The sequence below is a fragment of the Pradoshia sp. TA40_28 genome (assembly GCF_059694525.1).
Genome location: NZ_JCATZO010000003.1, coordinates 116,990 through 137,409, shown reverse-complemented (window position 1 = coordinate 137,409; position 20,420 = coordinate 116,990). Strand labels below are relative to the sequence as shown.

Genomic DNA, 20,420 nt, shown 5'->3' with positions numbered 1-20,420 from the left:
GCCAAGGAAATGAAAGTGGTATTACAAAGATCAAAGGCTGCATCAGTGAGTGTCGACGGTGAAACAGTTGGTGAAATCACTTCAGGATTGGTGTTATTAGTTGGAGTCACGCATGAAGATACGGAAGAAGACTGCCGCTACCTTGCTGATAAAATTGTCCATCTTCGAATATTTGAAGATGACAATATGAAGATGAACCATTCACTGCTTGATGTGGGCGGCGAAATTTTATCGGTTTCACAATTTACGTTGTATGGTGATTGCCGCAAAGGAAGACGTCCAAACTTTATGGCAGCTGCCAAACCGGATGAAGCCGCAAGATTATATGAAGTATTTAATGCGATGTTAAGAGAAGAAGGGATAAAAGTTGAGACGGGTAAATTCGGGGCAATGATGGATGTAGAGCTTATCAACGATGGACCTGTAACACTTATCCTAGAAAGTAAAAATTAAAACAAAAAGAGCTCGACTCTAAAGCACTCCATTTCTTAGATATAAATCTAATGAATGGAGTGCTTTTCTTTTGCATGTAACCTAATTAGTAAAGTAAGCAGCAAGCCCGTTTACAAGACCGTCTGTGATGGTCTCCTGATAATGTTCCGTTTGCATAAAAGCTTCCTCTGCAGGATTATTGATATACCCTAATTCCAGTAAAATAGCCGGCTGCCGGTTTTCGCGTAACACAAAAAGGCTACTCTGCTTAATGCCCTGATTGTTTAAGGCGATATTATTTTGAAGTAAATGCTTTTGGATGGTTGCGGCCAGTTTCTTTTGATAGGAATAGTAATAATACGTTTTTATACCACTTTTATTGCCGTTATGATTGCTATCATAATGAAAACTGATAAAGGCATCGGCTGAATTCATATAGGAAAGATTAGCTCTGGCGTTTAATGTGACATATCGATCGCTTGAGCGTGTCATGATGACATTTGCTCCCGCTCTTTTCAATTTTTCATAGGCAAGGTTTACGGAATAAAGCGTTAGATTCTTTTCCAATGTACCGGCTGGTCCGGATGCTCCACTATCAGTCCCTCCATGTCCAGCATCGAGTATGATGGTTTTCCCCTTTAATCCTTCTCTTTGAAGAATAATATCCTGTTCGCCCTCAGAACCTGCGTACCAACTTGGAATCCATCCAGCTTTTTTAGAAGGAAGCTTAATCTTATACATGTTATCTTTTTGGTCGAGTACAGTATAGACCTGATCCTTCTGTACCTTTCCAATGGTTGGACTAGAGGATGTTTCAGATTTCCGAACCATTAATTCCGAAGCTGTAATCCTAACTTTCTTTGATGATTCTTGTGAGAGATGCTGCTCTATGTATTGGCTGTTAACCCAACCCTGATTGTCCTCATAGGTGAAAGAGATCCAACCATTTCGTACCTCTGAAATCCGAATGACTGTGCCAATGGGAAGATTACCAAGTACCTTAAACTCAGTACCGGGGCCAGTCCGAATCCGCAGACCATCTGCCGTAACAATGCCTGAATCGGACGAGAGGTCTGCTTTCTCATAGCCTGTCACAAGCCGCTCAAAAACCCATCCTGATTTTAAGCCACTTTGTTTAATTTTGATCCAATCTCCCTTTGTATCAACAACATTGTACTCGCTGCCTGAATAAATCTCATCGATAATTGGATCGGTTATTGTAGGTCCAGTCCGAACATAAGCGGATTGCCCATTAACCACAGCTTTTTCCATTGTTGCTTGTGCAATCATCGTACTATTTTTCAACGGTGTAAATAGGAGTGCGATACCTAAAAAAATGAATATGGTTTTTTTCAATATGAATCATTCCTTTTCTTAATAATCAAATCATGGTCATTTAAAAAAGAAAAATATTTTTTTTATGAAAGATACATTAGACAGTCGGGAATACTGAGTAAGACCATTTGTAGTTAAACCAATAAGGGGTGTATTGTTATGAGATACAGTGAAAAAGGATCCATCACACAAAATGCAAGTAATCAAATATTTGGTGTAGATTTTCATGATTTTTTAATTAAGGAACAGAATAATTCCATGATGGAGCTTGCTTCAGAATTTGGCTTGTCCATCAGAGATGTAAAACAATTAAAAAAGAAACTTGAGCGTTCTTAAGGGTTGACAATAAGGAAGTTACTTCGTAATATTAATTAAATGAAAATACATATATTACAGACCAATGATGGTGAAGAGTAATTTAGATTACACATGATCAGAGAAGAAGTGTCTTAGGCTGAAAACACTTCTACATGTGCCTTTATGAACGAACACACCGTAGGTTTCGCCCTGAAAAAACGTAAGTTCTAGTAGGGGATGAACGTTAAACAGGCGTTAACTGTAAAAGTGGGAGCTTTTTTTATGCTCCAACTAGGGTGGCACCGCGGGCAACAACTCCCGTCCCTTGCATATGCATGGGACTGGGAGTTGTTTTTATTTTACCTAAAATTACCAAGCCATGCCAATTGGAATTTGTTATAGATTGCAGTTTAAGGAGGAAGTTTGATATGGCCGTCCAAATACCAAGGGGTACCCAGGATATCCTTCCTGGTCAATCAGAAAAATGGCAGTATATTGAAGAAGTAGCTAAAGAAATTTGTTCCGTGTATCAGTATCAAGAAATACGCACGCCGATTTTCGAAAGTACAGAGTTATTCGAAAAAGGTGTAGGAGATACGACGGATATTGTGCAAAAAGAAATGTATACATTTACGGATAAGGGAAACCGTAGCTTAACGTTGCGCCCGGAAGGTACGGCAGCTGTTGTTCGTTCCTTTGTCGGAAATAAAATGTATGGGAATGCGATTCAGCCTGTTAAATTATTTTATATTGGACCAATGTTCCGATACGAGCGTCCACAGGCAGGGCGCTTCAGACAATTTGTACAGTTTGGTGTAGAAGCTCTGGGTAGTTCTGATCCAGCGATTGATGCAGAAGTTATTTCATTAGCGATGAATATCTATAAAAAGCTAGGGTTAAAAAATCTAAAGCTTGTCATAAACAGTCTTGGAGATAAAGAAAGCCGTACGAAACACAGAGAAGCCTTAATTGCACACTTTAAGCCTCGTATTGAGGAATTTTGCCCGAACTGTAAGAATAGATTGGAACGAAATCCTTTGCGAATACTGGATTGTAAAGAGGACCGCAATCACGAATTAATGGCAAACGCACCTTCCATTATTGATTATTTGAATGATGAGTCTACTCAATATTTTAACAAGGTGAAAGCATACTTAGATGCAATCGGAATTTCATATGTCGTGGATCCGGGCTTGGTTCGGGGGCTTGATTATTATAATCATACAGCTTTTGAAATTATGCTGGACTCTGAAGGATTTGGAGCGATAACAACCCTTTGTGGAGGCGGTCGTTATAACGGGCTTGTACAGGAAGTAGGAGGACCGGAAACTCCAGGTATTGGATTTGCCTTAAGTATTGAAAGATTGTTATCCGCTCTTGAAGTTGAAAAGATAGAGCTGCCAGTAGAAAAAAGTGTGGATTGTTTTATTGTATCGCTTGGCGATGAAGCAAAGGATTACTCTGTGAAACTCGTAGATGAGTTGCGAAGCAATGGAATTTCAGCTGAAAAAGATTATTCCGACCGAAAAGCAAAAGGCCAATTTAAGGCGGCTGATCGCGTAAATGCCAAATTTGTGGCTGTCCTTGGAGAAGATGAGCTGAAAGAAAATAAAATATCTTTAAAAAATATGCAAACCGGTGAGCAACAGCAAGTGGGTCTCGCTGAGTTAGTAGCAGAATTAAATACTAAACTGGGAAAATAAGAGGAGGAATTACAGTGTACGGAAGAACATATTTTTGCGGAGAAGTACCGGTAACAGCAATCGGGGAAGAAATCACTGTCAAAGGATGGGTCCAAAAAAGACGTGACCTTGGCGGGTTGATTTTTATCGATTTAAGAGACCGTACAGGGATTGTCCAAGTTGTATTTAACCCAGATTTATCACCTGAAGCCTTAAGTCTAGCTGAAAAAATTAGAAGTGAGTATGTACTGAGCGTACGAGGAAAAGTTGTGGCGCGTGAAGAGGGTACGATAAATAGTAACCTTAAAACGGGCAGCATTGAATTGCAGGCGGAAGAGGTAACGATTATTAACGAATCCAAAACCCCTCCATTCGCGATTACGGATAACGAAGAAGTATCTGAGGATCTTCGTTTATCTTATCGTTATTTGGATCTTCGTCGTCCGGTCATGTTTGAGACATTTAAAATGAGACATAAAGCTACCAAAGCTATGCGAGACTTTTTGGACGAAGAAGGTTTCCTAGATATTGAGACACCAATCTTAACAAAGAGCACACCGGAAGGCGCACGTGATTACTTGGTGCCAAGCCGTGTACATGAAGGTGAATTCTATGCATTGCCACAATCTCCACAAATCTTCAAGCAATTGTTGATGGTTTCTGGAATCGAACGCTATTATCAAGTGGCGCGCTGTTTCCGTGATGAAGACTTGCGTGCAGACCGTCAGCCAGAATTTACACAAATCGATATTGAAACAAGCTTTATGAGTCAGGAAGATATCCAGGACCTTACGGAACGCATGATGGCAAAAGTGATGAAAGATGTAAAGGGTATGAATCTTACTTTGCCATTGCCAAGGATGACATATGACGAAGCAATGAGCCGTTATGGATCTGATAAACCAGATACTCGTTTTGCAATGGAATTAATTGATGTGAGTAATGTCGTTAAAGATTCTGGCTTTAAAGTGTTCGCAGGTGCTGTGGAATCTGGTGGGCAGGTTAAAGCACTGAACGTAAAAGGTGCTGCTTCCAATTACTCCAGAAAAGACATTGATGCTTTGGGTGAATTTGCTGCCCGTTATGGAGCAAAAGGTCTTGCTTGGATGAAGATGGAAGAAGAAGGTCTTAAGGGACCTATTGCGAAATTCTTCCAAGATGAAGATGGTAAAGGTTTAATCGAGGTTACTGGTGCTGAAGCAGGAGATTTGCTGCTATTTGTTGCTGATAAAAAATCTGTTGTAGCTGACGCTCTAGGTAATTTACGAAATAAATTAGGTAAAGACTTAAACTTAATTGATGAAAGTAAATTTAATTTCCTATGGGTAACAGACTGGCCGTTGCTTGAATATAAAGAAGAAGATGGCAGATATTATGCAGCACACCATCCGTTTACGATGCCTGTTAGAGAAGATATTCCATTGCTTGATGAAAATCCTGGTGAAGTAAAAGCGATTGCCTATGACCTTGTGTTAAATGGGTATGAATTGGGTGGCGGAAGCTTACGTATCTTTGAACGGGATATCCAGGAAAAAATGTTTAAAGTGCTTGGTTTCACGCCTGAAGAAGCAAATGAGCAATTTGGATTCTTAATGGAAGCATTTGAATACGGGACTCCTCCGCATGGTGGAATTGCATTAGGATTGGATCGTATGGTTATGTTGCTCGCAGGTCGTACCAACTTACGTGATACCATCGCGTTTCCTAAGACTGCAAGTGCCAGCTGCCTGTTGACTAATGCGCCTAGTGAAGTATCAGACAGCCAGCTTAAAGAACTTAGTCTAAAGGTCTCAAAAACGAAAACAAACTTGTAAAAATAATCTGAATTTGATAAAATAAAATCAATCAAATAGACGTCCTGAAGTGTACGTTATGCATCCTTTTTGTTTTGACCGAACATTTCTATTAACGGGAGTCCGGGTTTACCACTTGCGCAAATGCCTTTTTCGTGGAGGACTTGCAATATAGAGGAACAGGACACCCACCTGCCGAGGGCGGGCCAAAGCACCAGGCATCAAACGGCACAATTTGGGACGTCTATACATACAAACGAATGGTTGAACCCATTGCATCTGCTGCAATGGGTTTTTTATTTAAAAAATATTTGTCCCTGTATACTGTTGAATAATAAATCCATTCATTCCTAGTAGGAAAGTATGGTATTATAAATCGATAAGTTGAAACGTTTGTATGGAAAAGTACGAATAGTGAGCAGTGCATTGATTAGTCAGCAGAACTGTATTTTACGACAGTAAAACGGGTCGTATAAAATACAAGGTAAAAGATTCGCTTGGAAAAAGCTCAAAATGTTTAGGGAAGAAATTATAGGAAATTAAAACAAATAAATATGAAAATGAAATTGGAGTGGAGCTATTCATGTTGCATCAATTCTCACGTAATGAATTGGCGATCGGAAAAGATGGCCTGGAAATATTAAAAAACACAACTGTAGCAATTCTCGGTGTTGGCGGTGTAGGTTCCTTTGCCGCTGAAGCCTTGGCACGTTCCGGTGTAGGTACCTTAATATTAGTAGATAAAGATGATATTGATATCACAAACGTTAACAGGCAAATTCATGCATTATTATCCACTGTTGGCGAACAAAAAGTAGATGCGATGAAAAAACGTATTCTAGATATCAATCCGGATTGTGAAGTGATTGCATTAAAGATGTTTTATACAGAGGAAACATATGAGGATTTCTTTACGTATAAACCTGATTATGTGGTTGACGCTTCTGATACTATTATTTATAAAATCCACTTGATGAAAGAATGTTTAAAAAGGAATATACCCATTATCTCTAGTATGGGCGCTGCCAATAAAATGGATCCAACTCGCTTTAAAATTGCGGATATATCCAAAACACATACAGATCCATTAGCGAAAGTCATTCGTACGAGGTTAAAGAAAGAAGGAATCAAAAAAGGGATTCCAGTTGTCTTTTCTGACGAAAGCCCAATCGTACCATTTGATGAAGTAACAAAAGTGGTCGGTAATCAGGATGCTGATATACGTAAAGCTAAATTTCCTCCTTCATCCAATGCATTTGTTCCATCTACAGCAGGGTTGATTGCAGCAAGCTGGGTCGTAAGAGAAGCGCTGAAAGAAGTAAAAATTAAACGTGTAAATGATTAACGAAATAATAAGGTAGGATGGAAGTATGGCTAACTAAAGAGCGATATTTCCTCCGCATAAAAAAGATTGGCCTCCATGTTGTTGTGACCCCCAAAAAGAGATTCAAACTCTGGGGTGCAGTACAATGGAAGCCAATCTTTTTTACTGTTTATGTTTAAATTGTTCCAGTCTTTCATAAATGGCGGCTAATCGTTTCTCCTCGCCGGATTCAATCGGTTCATAATAGGTTGTTCCCTTTAAATTGTCCGGAAGATAGTCTTGTTTTACCCAGCCGCCGAATGTACCGATCGGGTAATCATGAGGATATTTATATCCAACATGCCCGAGCTCTTTGGAACCGGAATAATGGGTATCACGTAAATGTTTAGGAATCTCTCCAACTTTGCCATTTCGAATATCGGCAATTGCTTGATCCAGTGCCTTATAGGCGGAATTAGATTTTGATGACAGACACATTTCCACGACCGCATTTGAAAGCGGGATTCGAGCTTCAGGAAGCCCGAGTCGTTCACTCGCGGTTACAGCTGCCAATACATTATTTCCGACAGAAGAATTAGCGAGACCGATATCTTCATAGGCAATGACTAGGAGCCGACGATTGACTGCGACCAAGTCACCGATTTCAAGAAGATGAGCCAAATAATATAAAGCAGCATGAACATCGCTTCCCCTTATACTCTTTTGCAGGGCAGATAACAGATTATAAAAGTTTGATCCTTTTTTATCGCCATAAACCCCTATATTTCCACCTAAATCATCAATGATTTCATCCTCAATGATATAGGTATCCTCATCTCTCGTTGATGAGTACACAACAGATTCCAGCAGTGTCAGTGCTTTTCTGGCATCTCCATTTGAGTTAAGGGCCATTTTTTTTATTTGTTCATCAGTGATTCTAATATCCATTTTACCCAGTCCGTTTTTTTCATCAGCCAAAGCTCTTTGAAGCAATGTGATGGTTTCTTCTACAGATAACCGTTTAAGTTGCTTGATTTGACCGCAACGGCTCCGTATAGCCGGATTGACATCATGGAAGGGGTTTTCTGTTGTGGCTCCGATTAATATAATATCTCCTCGTTCAACATGGGGAAGAAGATAATCCTGCTGTGCCTTATTGAATCGGTGGATCTCATCGAGAAATAGAATAACCTGTCCGGTCAGACGCGTTTCATCCACAACTGCTTCAATGTCTTTTTTGCCAGCGGTGGTTGCATTTAATGCAATAAAGGGTATTTTGGTTGTTCCAGCTATCGCGTAAGCAATAGATGTTTTTCCAATTCCGGGTTCACCGTATAACAACATGGAAGGGACATGTCCGTTTTTAATCATTTTATATAAACTGGTTTGTTTGCCTATGCAATCTTTTTGACCAATGATTTCATCTAAGTTTTTGGGGCGCATACGATATGCGAGTGGTTCAGTGTTCACCTAAATTACCTCCACTTTGCTTCCAGATGATTTCATTATATCGATAAACCGATCGTATTCCTATATTTTCGTTTGTGTGAAAAAGTAGAGAATTTCACTCTTTCATGAGATTTCCTATAGTCGAGATTGGTTTTTTTTACTATGATTAAAGAGAAAAGAGAAAAAAATGAATAAGAATTGTGTTGAGCCATTGAATATGGGCAATGAATTAAGGTATGGTATACTTTTGTAGACTAAATGTAAGGCTGAGGTGCTAAGAAATGAAAATATCGACCAAAGGAAGATATGGACTTACCATAATGATTGAATTAGCTAAGAAACATGGAGAAGGTCCTACTTCCCTGAAATCAATAGCACAATCAAATGATTTGTCCGAACACTATTTGGAACAATTGGTTACCCCCTTGCGTAATGCAGGACTTGTAAAAAGTGTCAGGGGCGCCTATGGCGGCTATAAATTAACGAAAGATCCACATGAGATTACAGCAGGTGATGTGATTAGAGTCCTTGAAGGCCCGATTACACCGGTTGAAGGCATTGAGGATGAAGAACCCGTTAAACGGCAATTATGGATTAAAATCAGAGATGCTGTTAAGGATGTTTTGGATCATACAACTTTGGAAGATTTGGCATCCTATGAAGAGGATGATGAAGCTACTCAATCATATATGTTCTACATTTAATATAAAGAATTTTTGTTTGGCAAAGGAGGTATAGGCCATGGAACGGATTTATATGGATCATGCAGCGACAACGCCTATGCATCCAGAAGTTATTGATGTGATGACGGAGATTATGAAGAAAACATACGGAAATCCATCAAGCATTCACCAATTCGGCAGAGAATCGAGAAAGCTAATTGATGATGCAAGAAAAGTATTGGCTGAAAGTATTGGTGCGCAAATAGATGAAATCATCTTCACCAGCGGTGGTACTGAAGCGGATAACGCAGCAATAATGAGCAGTGTACAAGCCATGAAGGATAAAGGAAGGCATATTATCACTTCAGAGATTGAACATCATGCTGTCCTCCATACATGTCAGGCACTTGAGAAAGAGGGATACGAGGTTACGTATCTGCCTGTCAATGAAGAGGGGTTAATTACGGTTGAGTCCGTTCAATCAGCTTTACGTGAGGATACGATTTTAGTTACAATTATGTTCGGAAATAATGAGGTGGGTTCCATACAGCCGATTCAGGAAATAGGCCGGCTATTAGAAAATCATCAGGCATTATTTCATACTGATGCAGTACAGGCATATGGAATCATTCCTATTTCAGTTCGTGAACTAGCTGTCGATTTCTTAAGTGTCTCCGCACATAAAATTAATGGTCCGAAAGGTATTGGCTTCTTATATGCACGAAAAGGCGTACCATTTAAACCATTGCTTCTTGGTGGCGAACAGGAAAGAAAACGCCGGGCTGGAACAGAAAATGTGCCTGGTGCAGTTGGCTTTGCAAAGGCAGCTGAGTTGATATCTCACACACGGGATACGAAAGCAAAGCAATACCAAAACTTTAAAAAAATCATGATACAGGTATTTGATGAATCAGGCATTGCCTATTCCATTAATGGTAAGCTGGACGATTCCTTGCCGCATGTTTTGAATATTAGTTTTCCAGGATCGAATGTCGAGGCATTTTTAGTCAATATGGATTTGGCGGGTGTAGCTGTTTCGAGTGGGTCTGCTTGTACAGCTGGTTCGATTGAACCATCACATGTGCTCGTCTCTATGTTTGGCAAAGATTCCGAGCGTACGAAAAATTCAATACGTTTCAGTTTTGGCCAGGGAAATACGGAACAAGAAGTAGAAAAAGCAGCGAAGATTGCTGTAGGTGTTATTAATCGATTAGTGAAGTAGAAAGGTTCGAGGTGAAGTATATAATGAAATCCCCAGCGGAAACTAGAGTCGTTGTCGGAATGTCCGGTGGAGTGGATTCTTCTGTTGCAGCCTATCTGTTAAAAGAGCAGGGCTATGACGTTGTAGGAATTTTTATGAAAAACTGGGATGATACTGATGAAAACGGCGTTTGTACAGCTACGGAAGACTATGAAGATGTCATCCGTGTTTGTAACCACATCGGAATCCCCTACTATGCGGTCAATTTCGAAAAACAATATTGGGATAAAGTGTTTACCTATTTCCTTGAAGAATATAAGGCGGGTCGCACACCAAATCCTGATGTTATGTGTAATAAAGAAATTAAATTTAAAGCCTTCCTTGAGCATGCGATGAATTTGGGGGCAGATTATCTGGCGACAGGACATTATGCCCGTGTAGCTTATTTGGATGGAGAATATAAAATGTTGAGAGGATTGGATGAAAATAAGGATCAGACTTATTTTCTTAACCAATTAACTCAGGAACAATTAAGCAAAGTCATGTTCCCGATTGGTGAATATGATAAGCCGAAAATCAGAGAAATCGCTCTGGAAGCTGGTCTTCCAACGGCTACTAAGAAAGATTCCACAGGAATCTGTTTTATTGGTGAGCGTAACTTTAAGGAATTCCTTGGTCAATATTTGCCTGCCAAGCCTGGCGAGATGAGAACGATGAGCGGGGAACTTAAAGGTAAGCATGATGGACTTATGTATTACACATTGGGACAGCGCCATGGACTTGGAATTGGCGGAAGCGGCGAACCGTGGTTTGCGGTTGGGAAGGATTTAGAAAAAAATATTCTCCTAGTCGAGCAAGGCTTTCACCATGACAGCCTCTATTCCGATTCCATTATCGCAGATAAAATGAACTGGATCTCTGAAAGAAAACCAGGTGATATATTTGAATGTACGGCTAAATTCAGATATCGTCAGGCAGATAATAAAGTAACCGTGAAAGTACTGGATAACAATCAAGCAGAAGTTATTTTTGCTGAACCTATTAGAGCGGTGACTCCGGGGCAAGCCGCAGTCTTTTATGACGGTGAAGTTTGTCTGGGTGGAGGTACCATCGATAAAGTTTATAAAAAAGGTTTAAAGCTTGATTATGTTGGGTAAATAAAATAGCTAATTGAATGTGGATAGTCTGTTTCGTAAAGAAACAGGCTATTTACGTTCTCTAAAATATACATATGCAGGTGATGAAAGATGGATGTGAAGAAGTACGATTATTCACTTTCCAAAAAAGAAGTTCTCCAAGTATTCGATACGGATGTAGAAAGGGGGATAACAGAAAAAGAGGCAGAAGCAAGATTAAAAGAATATGGAAAAAATGAATTCGGGGTAGAGCAAAAAAATTCATTATTGAAAATGATTGCACTGCAATTACATAATACACTTAATTACATATTGATGGTTGCCGCTTTATTCTCATTTGTAGTGGGTGAAGTGAGTGACGGTTTAATTATTACATTTGTGATTATAATCAACACTATTATTGGTGTAGTCCAAGAGAGAAAAGCAGAAAATGCATTAGACGAACTAAAAAAGTTGGCAGCACCGAAAGCATTGGTAAAAAGAGAAGGGAATGTCAGAGAGATAGATGCATCCTTGCTCGTACCCGGTGACTGTGTCTTACTGGAAGCCGGGAGAACAGTACCGGCTGATATTCGAATCATTCAATCCCATTCCTTGAAAATTGAAGAATCTGCTTTAACAGGTGAGAGTCTTCCGGTAGATAAGGATGAGAATTGGAATCTGGAAAACCCTGATCAGCCACTTGGCGATTTTCGTAATATGGCCTTCATGTCTACTCAGGTTACAAATGGCCGAGGCGTTGGTATTGTGGCTGCCACCGGATTGAACACAGAGGTGGGGAGAATAGCTGAAATGCTTCACAGCACTGAATCCAGCAAAACTCCTTTACAGAAAAATTTAGATCAGCTCGGGACAAAATTAAGCTATTGTGCCATTGCCGTCTGTGTCGTTATGTTCATTGTAGGGTTAATGCAGGGACGAAATCCTGGAGAAATGTTCATGATTTCCACAAGCCTGGCTGTTTCAGCGATACCTGAGAGTTTATCGACTATGGTAATCATTGTTTTAACGCTTGGGGTAAGGCGTCTCATTAAGCAAAGGGCAATTATACGAAGAATTCCGGCAGTTGAAACTTTGGGTTCGGTCAGCATGATCTGTTCAGATAAAACAGGAACACTGACTTTGAACAAAATGAGTGTCGTTGAGCGTTATGTTAATTTAAAAGTTTTAGAGGAAGATGTACCCTATTCTGCGGATGACCAGAGGGTGATTAATCAATTGGCATTATGCTCGGATGCCACTTATGAACCGGAAGAAACCGGTGACCCGACAGAAGTGGCTTTTGTTAAAGCTGCACATGTGAATGGTTACACAAAGTCTAGTTTAGACAAAGAATTTCCGCGTGTGGCTGAAATTCCGTTTGATTCAACGAGAAAAAGAATGACGACGATACATAAAGATGGCGATGGATACATGGTACTGACAAAAGGTGCAGTAGATATCCTGCTAGAGAGAATAACCACTATTCAACTAGATGGCCAAATAGTAAAAATGACGCCAGAATACATAAATAAGATCAATCAAGCTGTGATGGAGATGTCCAACCGCGCTCTTCGTGTCATGGCTTTGGCAGGAAAAAAAGTTACGGCTGAAGCAATTACTAATTTGAATGAAGAAGAAATAGAAAATGGGTTGACGTTTTTTGGAATGGTAGGCTTAATGGATCCGCCTCGTCCAGAAGCAAAGCTTCAAATTGAAAGAGCCCACCGTTCAGGAATTGAAGTAACGATGATTACGGGTGATCATCCGCAAACAGCGATTGCGATTGCGCAGCGTTTGGGAATAACGGAATCTGATAAAGTTATCACGGGGGCAGAATTAAATCAAATGACACCTGAAGAGCTGAAGGAAGCTGCGGTCGATACACGCGTATTCGCCCGGGTATCACCGGAGCATAAAGTCCAAATCGTACAGGCCTTTAAAGAAAATGGGCATATTGTTTCCATGACCGGTGATGGTGTTAATGATGCGCCTTCCTTAAAAACAGCTGATATTGGGGTTGCTATGGGGCAAACCGGTACAGATGTTGCCAAGGGTGCCTCTGATATGGTTTTAATGGATGATAATTTCACCACGATTATAAAGGCGGTTGAAGAGGGCAGGAATATTTTTGCTAATATACGAAAATCGGTTCTTTTCCTTGTTACAAGTAACTTTGGTGAAGTGCTTGTGCTCTTCTTTGCCATCTTGCTTGGCTGGCCGACACCATTACTGACCGTCCATATTTTATGGCTGAACTTAGTTGGTGATTCTATTCCAGCCTTTGCGCTTGGTGTAGATAAGAATAAGGATGTTATGCTGGATAAACCAAGGCCCAAGAAAGAAGGGATTTTCACCAAGGATTCAGTTATCTTTCTGATTTTAAATGGTTTGTTGATTGGTGTAGCCTCTCTCCTAGCCTTCCTAATTGGATTGAAATGGGCTACTGGAATTGATTCTATATTTAATTTACAATTTAATGAGCTTACAGCCCATGAACTAAGAGTCGGACAAACGGTTGCCTTTATGGCACTAACCTTTATTAGCTACATGCAAGTATATAATGTCAGACATTTACGCAAACCAATCTGGAAAACAGATGTGTTTAGCAATAAATATTTAAATTGGTCTGTCATAGGGGTCATCTTATTGCAATTGGCAGTTGTTTATATCGAGCCTTTTGCCAAATTACTCAAGATTGAACCGATTGGCCTGAGAGAATGGATCCTAATCTTCTTCTGTACACTTGGAACTATTGTCGTAAATGAAATTGTTAAGGGCTTCTTAAGGCTCTATGACAGAAGAAAAGCTATGGAGTAACTCCATAGCAACAGACTGTAGACAAAATCCCTATATTAGGGAGACGTGGTCTGCAGTTTTTTCCTTTTTCGTTAACACTATTTTCTGCAGAATGGGCTCGCTTTCCGCGGGCAAGCATCAAGCCTCCTCGCGCTTAAGCGCTGTGGGGTCTTGATACGCTTGTTCTTCCCGCAGGAGTCTCACCCATTCTGCAGAAAATAGGACACTGCGTTCTATATGAGATTTTTCGGTGTACGAAAGAAATTCTCTGTGTTTTTAACAAATATAATTAACTATATAGGGCCTAAAAAATAGATGGAGGCTAGTTATATCCATCATGAAAAAGCCAAAAATAAAGAAGGAATTCAGAAAACGGCTCCCTACAGCCATTCTGAATTCCTTTTTGTCTACAATCTAAGACTATAGACTAACTCTATAACCTTCTATATTTCCTTGCTGATTCGATTAGCAATAAGACGATATCCATTGTGATTTAGATGGAGAGCATCACTGAAATAGTCTTTTTTTGTTTTATCCTGAAATAAATCATCTGTTGGTACAAAGGTAATGGATGGATAATGGCTAGTTGTTTCTTTTAAGTTATGATTCCAGTCTTCTAAAATTGAATCCAGTTGTTTATCATTCGGAAAAGGGTTATATAATCCGACCACAATAAATGGGACATCTTCATCGAGCTGACGAATGCCTTTCAAAATGGTCATGATATTATCAAGGTAATCTTCTTTTTCTCTTTTTATAACTTTCTGATCGATGGTTTGAAAATCTCCGCCTAAACTTGTACGTAAATCATTGGTACCTATAAATAAAATGATAGAGTCCGCTTCATTCACTTTCTCGTTTATTTTAGGATTAGCTAATTGCTTTATTACTCCTTCTGACTCTTGGCCAGGGATTCCATAGTTATTAATTTGATACTCGCCATTAAAAGATTCCCCCTTCAATATTTTTTCAAGCTGACCGACATAGCCTTCCTCGTTGCGATTTCCCACCCCATAAGTTAAGGAATCACCCAAAGCCAAAATGACGTGTTCCTCGTTGGGCTTAATCTTTTCATCTAAAAAGTAGGCATATCCCATATACACCAATCCAATGATGAGCAAAAGCCCTGCTGCATAATAAAATTTTCTCATACCCTTCACTCCTATATCATTCTCCCGCTAAGTAATACTTCTACCCAAAAAACTTAGTTTTGGAACAAAATGTGTATTTTAATTATCCAGATAGAAATTAGACTGTCAGTCCGGTGATCTTTTAGAATATAAAAGTGATTAGTATCTGGTTATTAATGGAGGATGCTATATGTAGTCTCATTTTCTAATCTTTCAAGAATCGTGCCAGCAGGGCAGGTCAACTGTTTGTTACTTTGTGGTATACTATTTCCATTCAGTTAGGAATGTAGGAGTGAACGTTATGGACAAAAACAAATTAGGTATTCAATATATGGAACAAGGAAAATGGGAGGATGCTGCAAAGGTCTTCACTGAAATGATAGAAGAAAATCCAAATGACCCAGTTGGATTCATCAATTTCGGCAATGTACTGGCATCAATGAACGATAATCAGCGAGCGATTAAGTTTTTTGAAAAGGCAATCGAACTTGATGCAGATGCTGCGACTGCTTATTACGGTTTGGGCAGTATTTATTATGAGCTAGACGATTTGGTGAAAGCGAAGGATCAATTTGAATTGGCTATTAAAAAAGGAATTGAAACAGCGGATGTGATGTTTATGCTGGGATTATGTCTTCTTCATTTAGACCAGCCAAAACTGGCTTTACCTTATTTTCAAAGAAGTGTTGAACTAAATGCATCGGATGCAGAAGCTCAGTTCCATTATGGATTGGCTTTGGCAGGTGCTGAGATGTATGATATGGCGATTGATGCGTGGAATAAGACGCTTGAAATTGATGAGTCACATGCAGATGCGTATTTTAATTTAGGTGTGGCTTATGGTGGAATTAAGGGAGATGCGGATAAAGCGATCTCTTATTTTGAAAAAGCAATTGAGATTCAGCCAGACCATATCCTTGCTTTGAATGGACTAAAACAAATGAAGGAACTGTTATAAACGGGAGGTGCTTCCTGTGGAACAAGAGTCGTTCGTCCTTTCTGACAATGACAAACCTTTCATCAAAGGAACGCAATTGGTTACCATTTTTCATAATGAACAAAACTTATACTCAGTTGTACGTATCAGAGTGAAAGAAACAAATCTTAATTATGACGAAAAAGAAGCGGTGATTACCGGATATTTTCCGCCTATCCACGAGGAAGAAATATACACGTTTTACGGAAAAATGAAAGAGCATCCCAGGTTTGGGATTCAATTTCATGTCGATAGTTTTCAGCGTGAAGTTCCAGAATCAAAGGATGGGGTGATTGCCTACTTATCCGGCTCTCTTTTTAAGGGCATCGGGAAAAAGATTGCTGAAGCGATTGTTGATAAACTCGGGGAGAAAGCTATTTCTAAAATATTAGCTAATCCATCTCTATTGGATGACATCCCTAAGCTGAGCGGTGAGAAAGCGAAGCATTTGTATGATACACTCGCTGCCAATCAGGGTCTTGAACAAATTATGATTCATCTATCCAATTTGGGGTTTGGTCCTCAGCTTTCTATGAAAATCTATCAGGTTTATAAACAGGACGCGATGACAATCATTGAGCAAAATCCTTATCAATTGGTCGAAACGATTGAAGGGATTGGATTTACTCGCGCGGATGAAATTGGATTGCAGCTCGGCATTGGAGGAAGCCATCCTTCACGTATTAAAGCAGCGATCCTCTATACATTGGATAGATCCTGTGTACAGGATGGGCATTCGTATACGGAGGCTGAAGAACTGCTGATTAGTGTAAAAGCCTTATTGGAACAAAATCAGAATGTGACCATCAGCTTTGAGCAAATTACCGAACAATTGATCATACTTGGTGAGGAAGGCAAAATTATTGGGGAAGAGAAGAGATTTTACATGCCGTCTCTCTACTTTTCAGAGAAAGGGATCGTAACGAATATTAAGCGGATTATGTCCCAGGACTCGTATGCCGATCAATTCCCTGAATCTGAATTTTTGCTGGAGCTTGGGAAGCTTGAAGAGCGGATTGGGATGGAATATGCTGAAGAGCAAAAGGATGCAATCTTTAAAGCCTTGCATTCACCCATGCTGATCCTGACAGGAGGACCTGGTACCGGGAAAACAACAGTTATTAAAGGTATTGTTGAACTTTATTCGGAATTGCATGGTTTATCCCTTGATCCGAAAGATTATAATAATGAAAATCCATTTCCATTTGTACTAGCGGCTCCAACAGGGCGTGCAGCAAAACGGATGAAGGAATCTACAGGACTTCCGGCAGTGACCATCCACCGCTTGCTTGGCTGGAATGGTTCCGATGTTCAGCGTGATGAAGATAATCCAATCAGCGGAAGGCTTTTAATTGTCGACGAGATGTCCATGGTAGATATTTGGCTGGCCAACCAACTTTTTAAAGCCTTGCCTGACGATATGCAAGTTATTCTCGTAGGTGATGAGGATCAGTTGCCTTCTGTAGGACCTGGCCAGGTTTTGAAGGATTTGCTTGCATCATCGGTCATTCCTGTGACACGCTTGCAATCTATATTTAGGCAGGAAGATGGTTCTTCTATTATTCAACTTGCGCACGCCATTAAGAATGGGCAATTGCCCCCGGACATACGGAAACAACAAGGCGATCGCTCCTTTTTCTCTTGTTCCACAAACCAGGTTGCTGATGTAATTAGACAGGTAGTCGCCAATGCCCGTCAAAAGGGGTTCCCGGCGCGTGATATTCAGGTCCTTGCCCCCATGTACAGGGGAAGTGCCGGAATTGATGCTCTAAATGTGCTGCTTCAGGAAATCCTCAATGATAATCGCGATAAGAAAAAGAGAGAATTGGCTTTTGGAGATGTCGTGTACCGTGTTGGAGATAAAGTACTCCAATTAGTGAATCAGCCAGAGAATGGGATTTACAATGGCGATATGGGTGAAATTATAGCGATTATTTATGCAAAAGAGAACGAAGATAAGCAAGATCAAATTTTTGTCTCTTTTGACGGGATTGAAGCAAAATATACGCGCCAGGAACTTAATCAAATTACCCATGCTTATTGCTGTTCGATTCATAAATCACAGGGGAGTGAATTCCCAATCGTCATTTTGCCGGTTGTAAAGAGCTATCACCGAATGCTAAGGAGAAACCTAATTTACACAGCAATCACGAGGAGTAAAAATTTCTTGATTTTGTGTGGTGAAGAGGATGCCTTGCGTTATGGTGTTGGCCGCAGTGGTGAGGAAGAACGGAGAACAACGTTGCTAGAAAAACTGCAAGAAGGGTTCCGAGATGAGGAAAAGGTGGTCGAATCTGAACATCAGAACGGGGAAGAAGAGACTTCTAATGAAAGTAAAATGACATATGAGCAAAAGCTATTTCAGACTGATCCGATGATTGGAATGGAAAACATTACACCTTATGATTTTATGGTAAGTGGATAAACTACAAATGTTGGTCTTTAATCTGAATGAATTCTGCATTCAATGGACAAACTGACAATACACATAATTTTTTTATGAGGTGATTGTTATGAAATGTCCTAATTGCTCCAGTAAAGATATTGGTAAAATTGGTGTTAATCAATATTATTGCTGGAATTGCTTTGTGGAATTATCCATCCAAAAAGGAATCATGCATGTCCATCAGGTGGAAGAAGATGGGCTATTGAGTTCCTTGGATGATTTGTTTAGTGAAGAAGATCGACAAATGAGTCTTTGATTCGTACTTCCTATAAATATGAGGTGAATTGCAATGAACAAAATGGTTTCGTCGTTAATAACCTTAGGTGCAGGAGTGGCGATTTATCGAAGCATGTCCAATAATGGAATGCTTTCAGGTCGCAACATGAAAAAGATAAAACGAACAATCATGAAGTCTTTTTAAGTGACTTTATAAAGGTTTAAAAGGTAGGAGATATTCCGCCTTTTAAACCTTTTTTTATAAATTGCTTGCACTCTTAGACAGTTGGATAAACAGAAATTAATAAGATTCCACAGACTCCAATACATATTTTCTTCTAACATAAGGAAAATAGAATGGAGGTGGGAAATGTGAACATACAGGTAAAATGGTTTTATCGACTCGGCTTCTTACTATTGTTATTCATCGTCTTATTTGTTTTTTACTTGCTCAGGCCGATCTGGCTTCCGATTATACATATCTTTATGACTGCATTAGCCCCATTTATTGTTGCTGCTTTTATTAGTTACCTCCTTCACCCTCTTGTGGAGAAAGTGCACCGAAAAGGAATTCATAGAGGGTTCGCTATTGGTTTGATCTACCTGGTATTTTTTGGTGCGGTTGGGTATGGGCTATACAAGGGGATCCCTGTGTTCATTAACCAAATGATTGACGTGGCTGAAAGAGCGCCCGAAATGGCAGAATTATATCGAAGTTATATTACTCGTTTTAATTCACAAACATCGAGCTGGCCATTTGGATTGCATGAACGCTTGGAGCAAATCATCAATTCCATGGAAATGAAATTAAGTTCGTTCGTTACTGTGTTGATAGAAGCGTTAAGTGGACTCTCAGATTTTTTTTTATTAGTGGTACTCATCCCGCTCATATCCTTTTATTTGTTGAAAGATGCTGATCGGATTATCACCTTTGGATTGAAGCTATTTCCTAAAAATACAAGAGGCAAAATCAAAAAGTTTTTAGTAGATATTGACCATTCATTAGGTGGTTACCTTCGGGGACAGTTGTTAGTATGTTCCATTATAGGAACTTTCGCAGCTATTCTCTTTTGGTTATTTGGCATGAATTATCCTTTACTGCTGGGGATAATAATTGGAGTGACAAATATTATACCCTATTTCGGACCATTGATTGGTGCTGTCCCGGCATTGCTTGTAGCTGTTACCATTTCAACGAGTATGGTCATCAAGGTGGCGATTATCATTATTGTACTTCAATTCCTTGAAGGGAACGTCATTTCACCAATCATAATGGGGAAAACGCTAAAACTTCATCCGCTTATTATCATTTTTGCTTTACTCGTGGGTGGAGAGGTTGGCGGGACTCTTGGTTTGATTCTGGCTGTTCCTATCTTGGCTTTTTTAAAAGTTGCCATTATTCATAGTAAAATGTTAGATGAATAATTCTTAATCGATCGCTGTGAAACATTGACAAAGAAAACACTTATGACTATAATCCAAACTATAACGGATATATTTAAAATATGTTGATGGACCGAGTATGCTTAAACCCTTCCGTAATGTAAATTCTATTTACATGAAGAGAGAAGTCTCCCTGGCTGA

At 39.6% G+C, this 20,420-nt stretch carries 17 protein-coding genes, 1 other RNA gene and 1 other annotated feature; of the genes, 15 read left to right on the top strand and 3 right to left on the bottom strand.

The features are described from left to right. Positions 1 to 9 precede the first annotated feature (9 nt). Positions 10 to 453 (top strand): D-aminoacyl-tRNA deacylase, encoded by a 444-nt coding sequence (gene dtd, locus AC58NB_RS04800; RefSeq protein WP_497425684.1) that lies wholly within the window; start codon positions 10 to 12, stop codon positions 451 to 453. An 81-nt stretch (positions 454 to 534) separates the two neighbouring features. Here the strand turns inward: dtd and AC58NB_RS04795 are convergent, their stop codons facing one another. Then, a complete protein-coding gene (locus tag AC58NB_RS04795) occupies positions 535 to 1,788 on the bottom strand; it encodes an N-acetylmuramoyl-L-alanine amidase family protein (RefSeq protein WP_497425683.1) in 1,254 nt (417 codons plus the stop codon). Between the two features lie 138 nt (positions 1,789 to 1,926). Here AC58NB_RS04795 and AC58NB_RS04790 point away from each other — a divergent pair, with 138 nt between their 5' ends. From AC58NB_RS04790 to AC58NB_RS04770, 5 genes are all read left to right on the top strand, one after another. After that, positions 1,927 to 2,103 (top strand): hypothetical protein, encoded by a 177-nt coding sequence (locus AC58NB_RS04790; RefSeq protein ID WP_491075958.1) that lies wholly within the window; start codon positions 1,927 to 1,929, stop codon positions 2,101 to 2,103. 55 nt (positions 2,104 to 2,158) lie between these two features. Further along, positions 2,159 to 2,393 (top strand) — a binding site (T-box leader). A gap of 99 nt (positions 2,394 to 2,492) precedes the next feature. After that, the gene (gene hisS / locus AC58NB_RS04785) at positions 2,493 to 3,767 is read left to right on the top strand and encodes a histidine--tRNA ligase (RefSeq protein ID WP_497425682.1); all 1,275 of its coding nucleotides are present in this window, start codon (positions 2,493 to 2,495) and stop codon (positions 3,765 to 3,767) included. Between the two features lie 14 nt (positions 3,768 to 3,781). Further along, complete coding sequence (gene aspS, locus AC58NB_RS04780) at positions 3,782 to 5,560, top strand: aspartate--tRNA ligase (RefSeq protein ID WP_497425681.1); 1,779 nt, start codon at positions 3,782 to 3,784, stop codon at positions 5,558 to 5,560. A 38-nt stretch (positions 5,561 to 5,598) separates the two neighbouring features. Beyond that, a non-coding RNA gene (ssrS, locus tag AC58NB_RS04775) (6S RNA) lies at positions 5,599 to 5,785 on the top strand. 337 nt (positions 5,786 to 6,122) lie between these two features. Continuing rightward, positions 6,123 to 6,884, top strand: a complete 762-nt coding sequence (locus tag AC58NB_RS04770) for a tRNA threonylcarbamoyladenosine dehydratase (protein ID WP_497425680.1) — start codon at positions 6,123 to 6,125, stop codon at positions 6,882 to 6,884. A 141-nt stretch (positions 6,885 to 7,025) separates the two neighbouring features. Here the strand turns inward: AC58NB_RS04770 and AC58NB_RS04765 are convergent, their stop codons facing one another. Beyond that, positions 7,026 to 8,312, bottom strand: coding sequence for a replication-associated recombination protein A (locus tag AC58NB_RS04765; protein ID WP_497425679.1), 1,287 nt, complete (start codon positions 8,310 to 8,312; stop codon positions 7,026 to 7,028). A 260-nt stretch (positions 8,313 to 8,572) separates the two neighbouring features. Here AC58NB_RS04765 and cymR point away from each other — a divergent pair, with 260 nt between their 5' ends. From cymR to AC58NB_RS04745, 4 genes are all read left to right on the top strand, one after another. Continuing rightward, complete coding sequence (gene cymR / locus AC58NB_RS04760; RefSeq protein ID WP_497425678.1) at positions 8,573 to 8,995, top strand: cysteine metabolism transcriptional regulator CymR; 423 nt, start codon at positions 8,573 to 8,575, stop codon at positions 8,993 to 8,995. A 37-nt stretch (positions 8,996 to 9,032) separates the two neighbouring features. After that, positions 9,033 to 10,175: a cysteine desulfurase family protein gene (locus tag AC58NB_RS04755; RefSeq protein ID WP_497425677.1), complete on the top strand. Its 1,143-nt coding sequence runs from the start codon at positions 9,033 to 9,035 to the stop codon at positions 10,173 to 10,175. 20 nt (positions 10,176 to 10,195) lie between these two features. Beyond that, positions 10,196 to 11,311 carry a tRNA 2-thiouridine(34) synthase MnmA gene (mnmA, locus tag AC58NB_RS04750; RefSeq protein WP_497425909.1) on the top strand — a complete coding sequence of 372 codons (1,116 nt, stop codon included), beginning with the start codon at positions 10,196 to 10,198 and terminating at the stop codon, positions 11,309 to 11,311. A gap of 90 nt (positions 11,312 to 11,401) precedes the next feature. Further along, entirely contained in the window at positions 11,402 to 14,089 is a 2,688-nt protein-coding gene (locus AC58NB_RS04745) for a cation-translocating P-type ATPase (RefSeq protein ID WP_497425676.1), read from the top strand. A 422-nt stretch (positions 14,090 to 14,511) separates the two neighbouring features. Here AC58NB_RS04745 and AC58NB_RS04740 read toward each other — a convergent pair whose 3' ends face one another. Then, positions 14,512 to 15,219: a GDSL-type esterase/lipase family protein gene (locus AC58NB_RS04740; protein WP_497425675.1), complete on the bottom strand. Its 708-nt coding sequence runs from the start codon at positions 15,217 to 15,219 to the stop codon at positions 14,512 to 14,514. A 280-nt stretch (positions 15,220 to 15,499) separates the two neighbouring features. Between AC58NB_RS04740 and AC58NB_RS04735 the strand changes: the two genes are divergently transcribed. The 5 genes from AC58NB_RS04735 to AC58NB_RS04715 all read left to right on the top strand — a co-directional run bounded on the left by AC58NB_RS04735 (position 15,500) and on the right by AC58NB_RS04715 (position 20,261). After that, positions 15,500 to 16,156, top strand: a complete 657-nt coding sequence (locus tag AC58NB_RS04735; RefSeq protein WP_497425674.1) for a tetratricopeptide repeat protein — start codon at positions 15,500 to 15,502, stop codon at positions 16,154 to 16,156. 16 nt (positions 16,157 to 16,172) lie between these two features. Beyond that, complete coding sequence (gene recD2 / locus AC58NB_RS04730; protein WP_497425673.1) at positions 16,173 to 18,599, top strand: SF1B family DNA helicase RecD2; 2,427 nt, start codon at positions 16,173 to 16,175, stop codon at positions 18,597 to 18,599. An 88-nt stretch (positions 18,600 to 18,687) separates the two neighbouring features. Further along, positions 18,688 to 18,876 carry a YrzR-like zinc ribbon domain gene (locus tag AC58NB_RS04725; RefSeq protein ID WP_491075946.1) on the top strand — a complete coding sequence of 63 codons (189 nt, stop codon included), beginning with the start codon at positions 18,688 to 18,690 and terminating at the stop codon, positions 18,874 to 18,876. Between the two features lie 33 nt (positions 18,877 to 18,909). Then, positions 18,910 to 19,041 carry a YrzQ family protein gene (locus AC58NB_RS04720; RefSeq protein WP_497425672.1) on the top strand — a complete coding sequence of 44 codons (132 nt, stop codon included), beginning with the start codon at positions 18,910 to 18,912 and terminating at the stop codon, positions 19,039 to 19,041. Positions 19,042 to 19,208: 167 nt separating this feature from the next. Then, entirely contained in the window at positions 19,209 to 20,261 is a 1,053-nt protein-coding gene (locus AC58NB_RS04715; protein ID WP_497425671.1) for an AI-2E family transporter, read from the top strand. The last annotated feature ends 159 nt before the right edge of the window (positions 20,262 to 20,420 follow it).

Excerpts from the sequence above, each read along its gene's own strand:
- dtd (WP_497425684.1), top strand. The coding sequence starts at position 10 with ATGAAAGTGGTATTACAAAGATCAAAGGCTGCATCAGTGAGTGTCGAC.
- AC58NB_RS04790 (WP_491075958.1), top strand. The coding sequence starts at position 1,927 with ATGAGATACAGTGAAAAAGGATCCATCACACAAAATGCAAGTAATCAA.
- hisS (WP_497425682.1), top strand. The coding sequence starts at position 2,493 with ATGGCCGTCCAAATACCAAGGGGTACCCAGGATATCCTTCCTGGTCAA.
- AC58NB_RS04770 (WP_497425680.1), top strand. The coding sequence starts at position 6,123 with ATGTTGCATCAATTCTCACGTAATGAATTGGCGATCGGAAAAGATGGC.
- cymR (WP_497425678.1), top strand. The coding sequence starts at position 8,573 with ATGAAAATATCGACCAAAGGAAGATATGGACTTACCATAATGATTGAA.
- AC58NB_RS04755 (WP_497425677.1), top strand. The coding sequence starts at position 9,033 with ATGGAACGGATTTATATGGATCATGCAGCGACAACGCCTATGCATCCA.
- AC58NB_RS04745 (WP_497425676.1), top strand. The coding sequence starts at position 11,402 with ATGGATGTGAAGAAGTACGATTATTCACTTTCCAAAAAAGAAGTTCTC.
- AC58NB_RS04740 (WP_497425675.1), bottom strand. The coding sequence starts at position 15,219 with ATGAGAAAATTTTATTATGCAGCAGGGCTTTTGCTCATCATTGGATTG.
- AC58NB_RS04735 (WP_497425674.1), top strand. The coding sequence starts at position 15,500 with ATGGACAAAAACAAATTAGGTATTCAATATATGGAACAAGGAAAATGG.
- AC58NB_RS04725 (WP_491075946.1), top strand. The coding sequence starts at position 18,688 with ATGAAATGTCCTAATTGCTCCAGTAAAGATATTGGTAAAATTGGTGTT.
- AC58NB_RS04720 (WP_497425672.1), top strand. The coding sequence starts at position 18,910 with ATGAACAAAATGGTTTCGTCGTTAATAACCTTAGGTGCAGGAGTGGCG.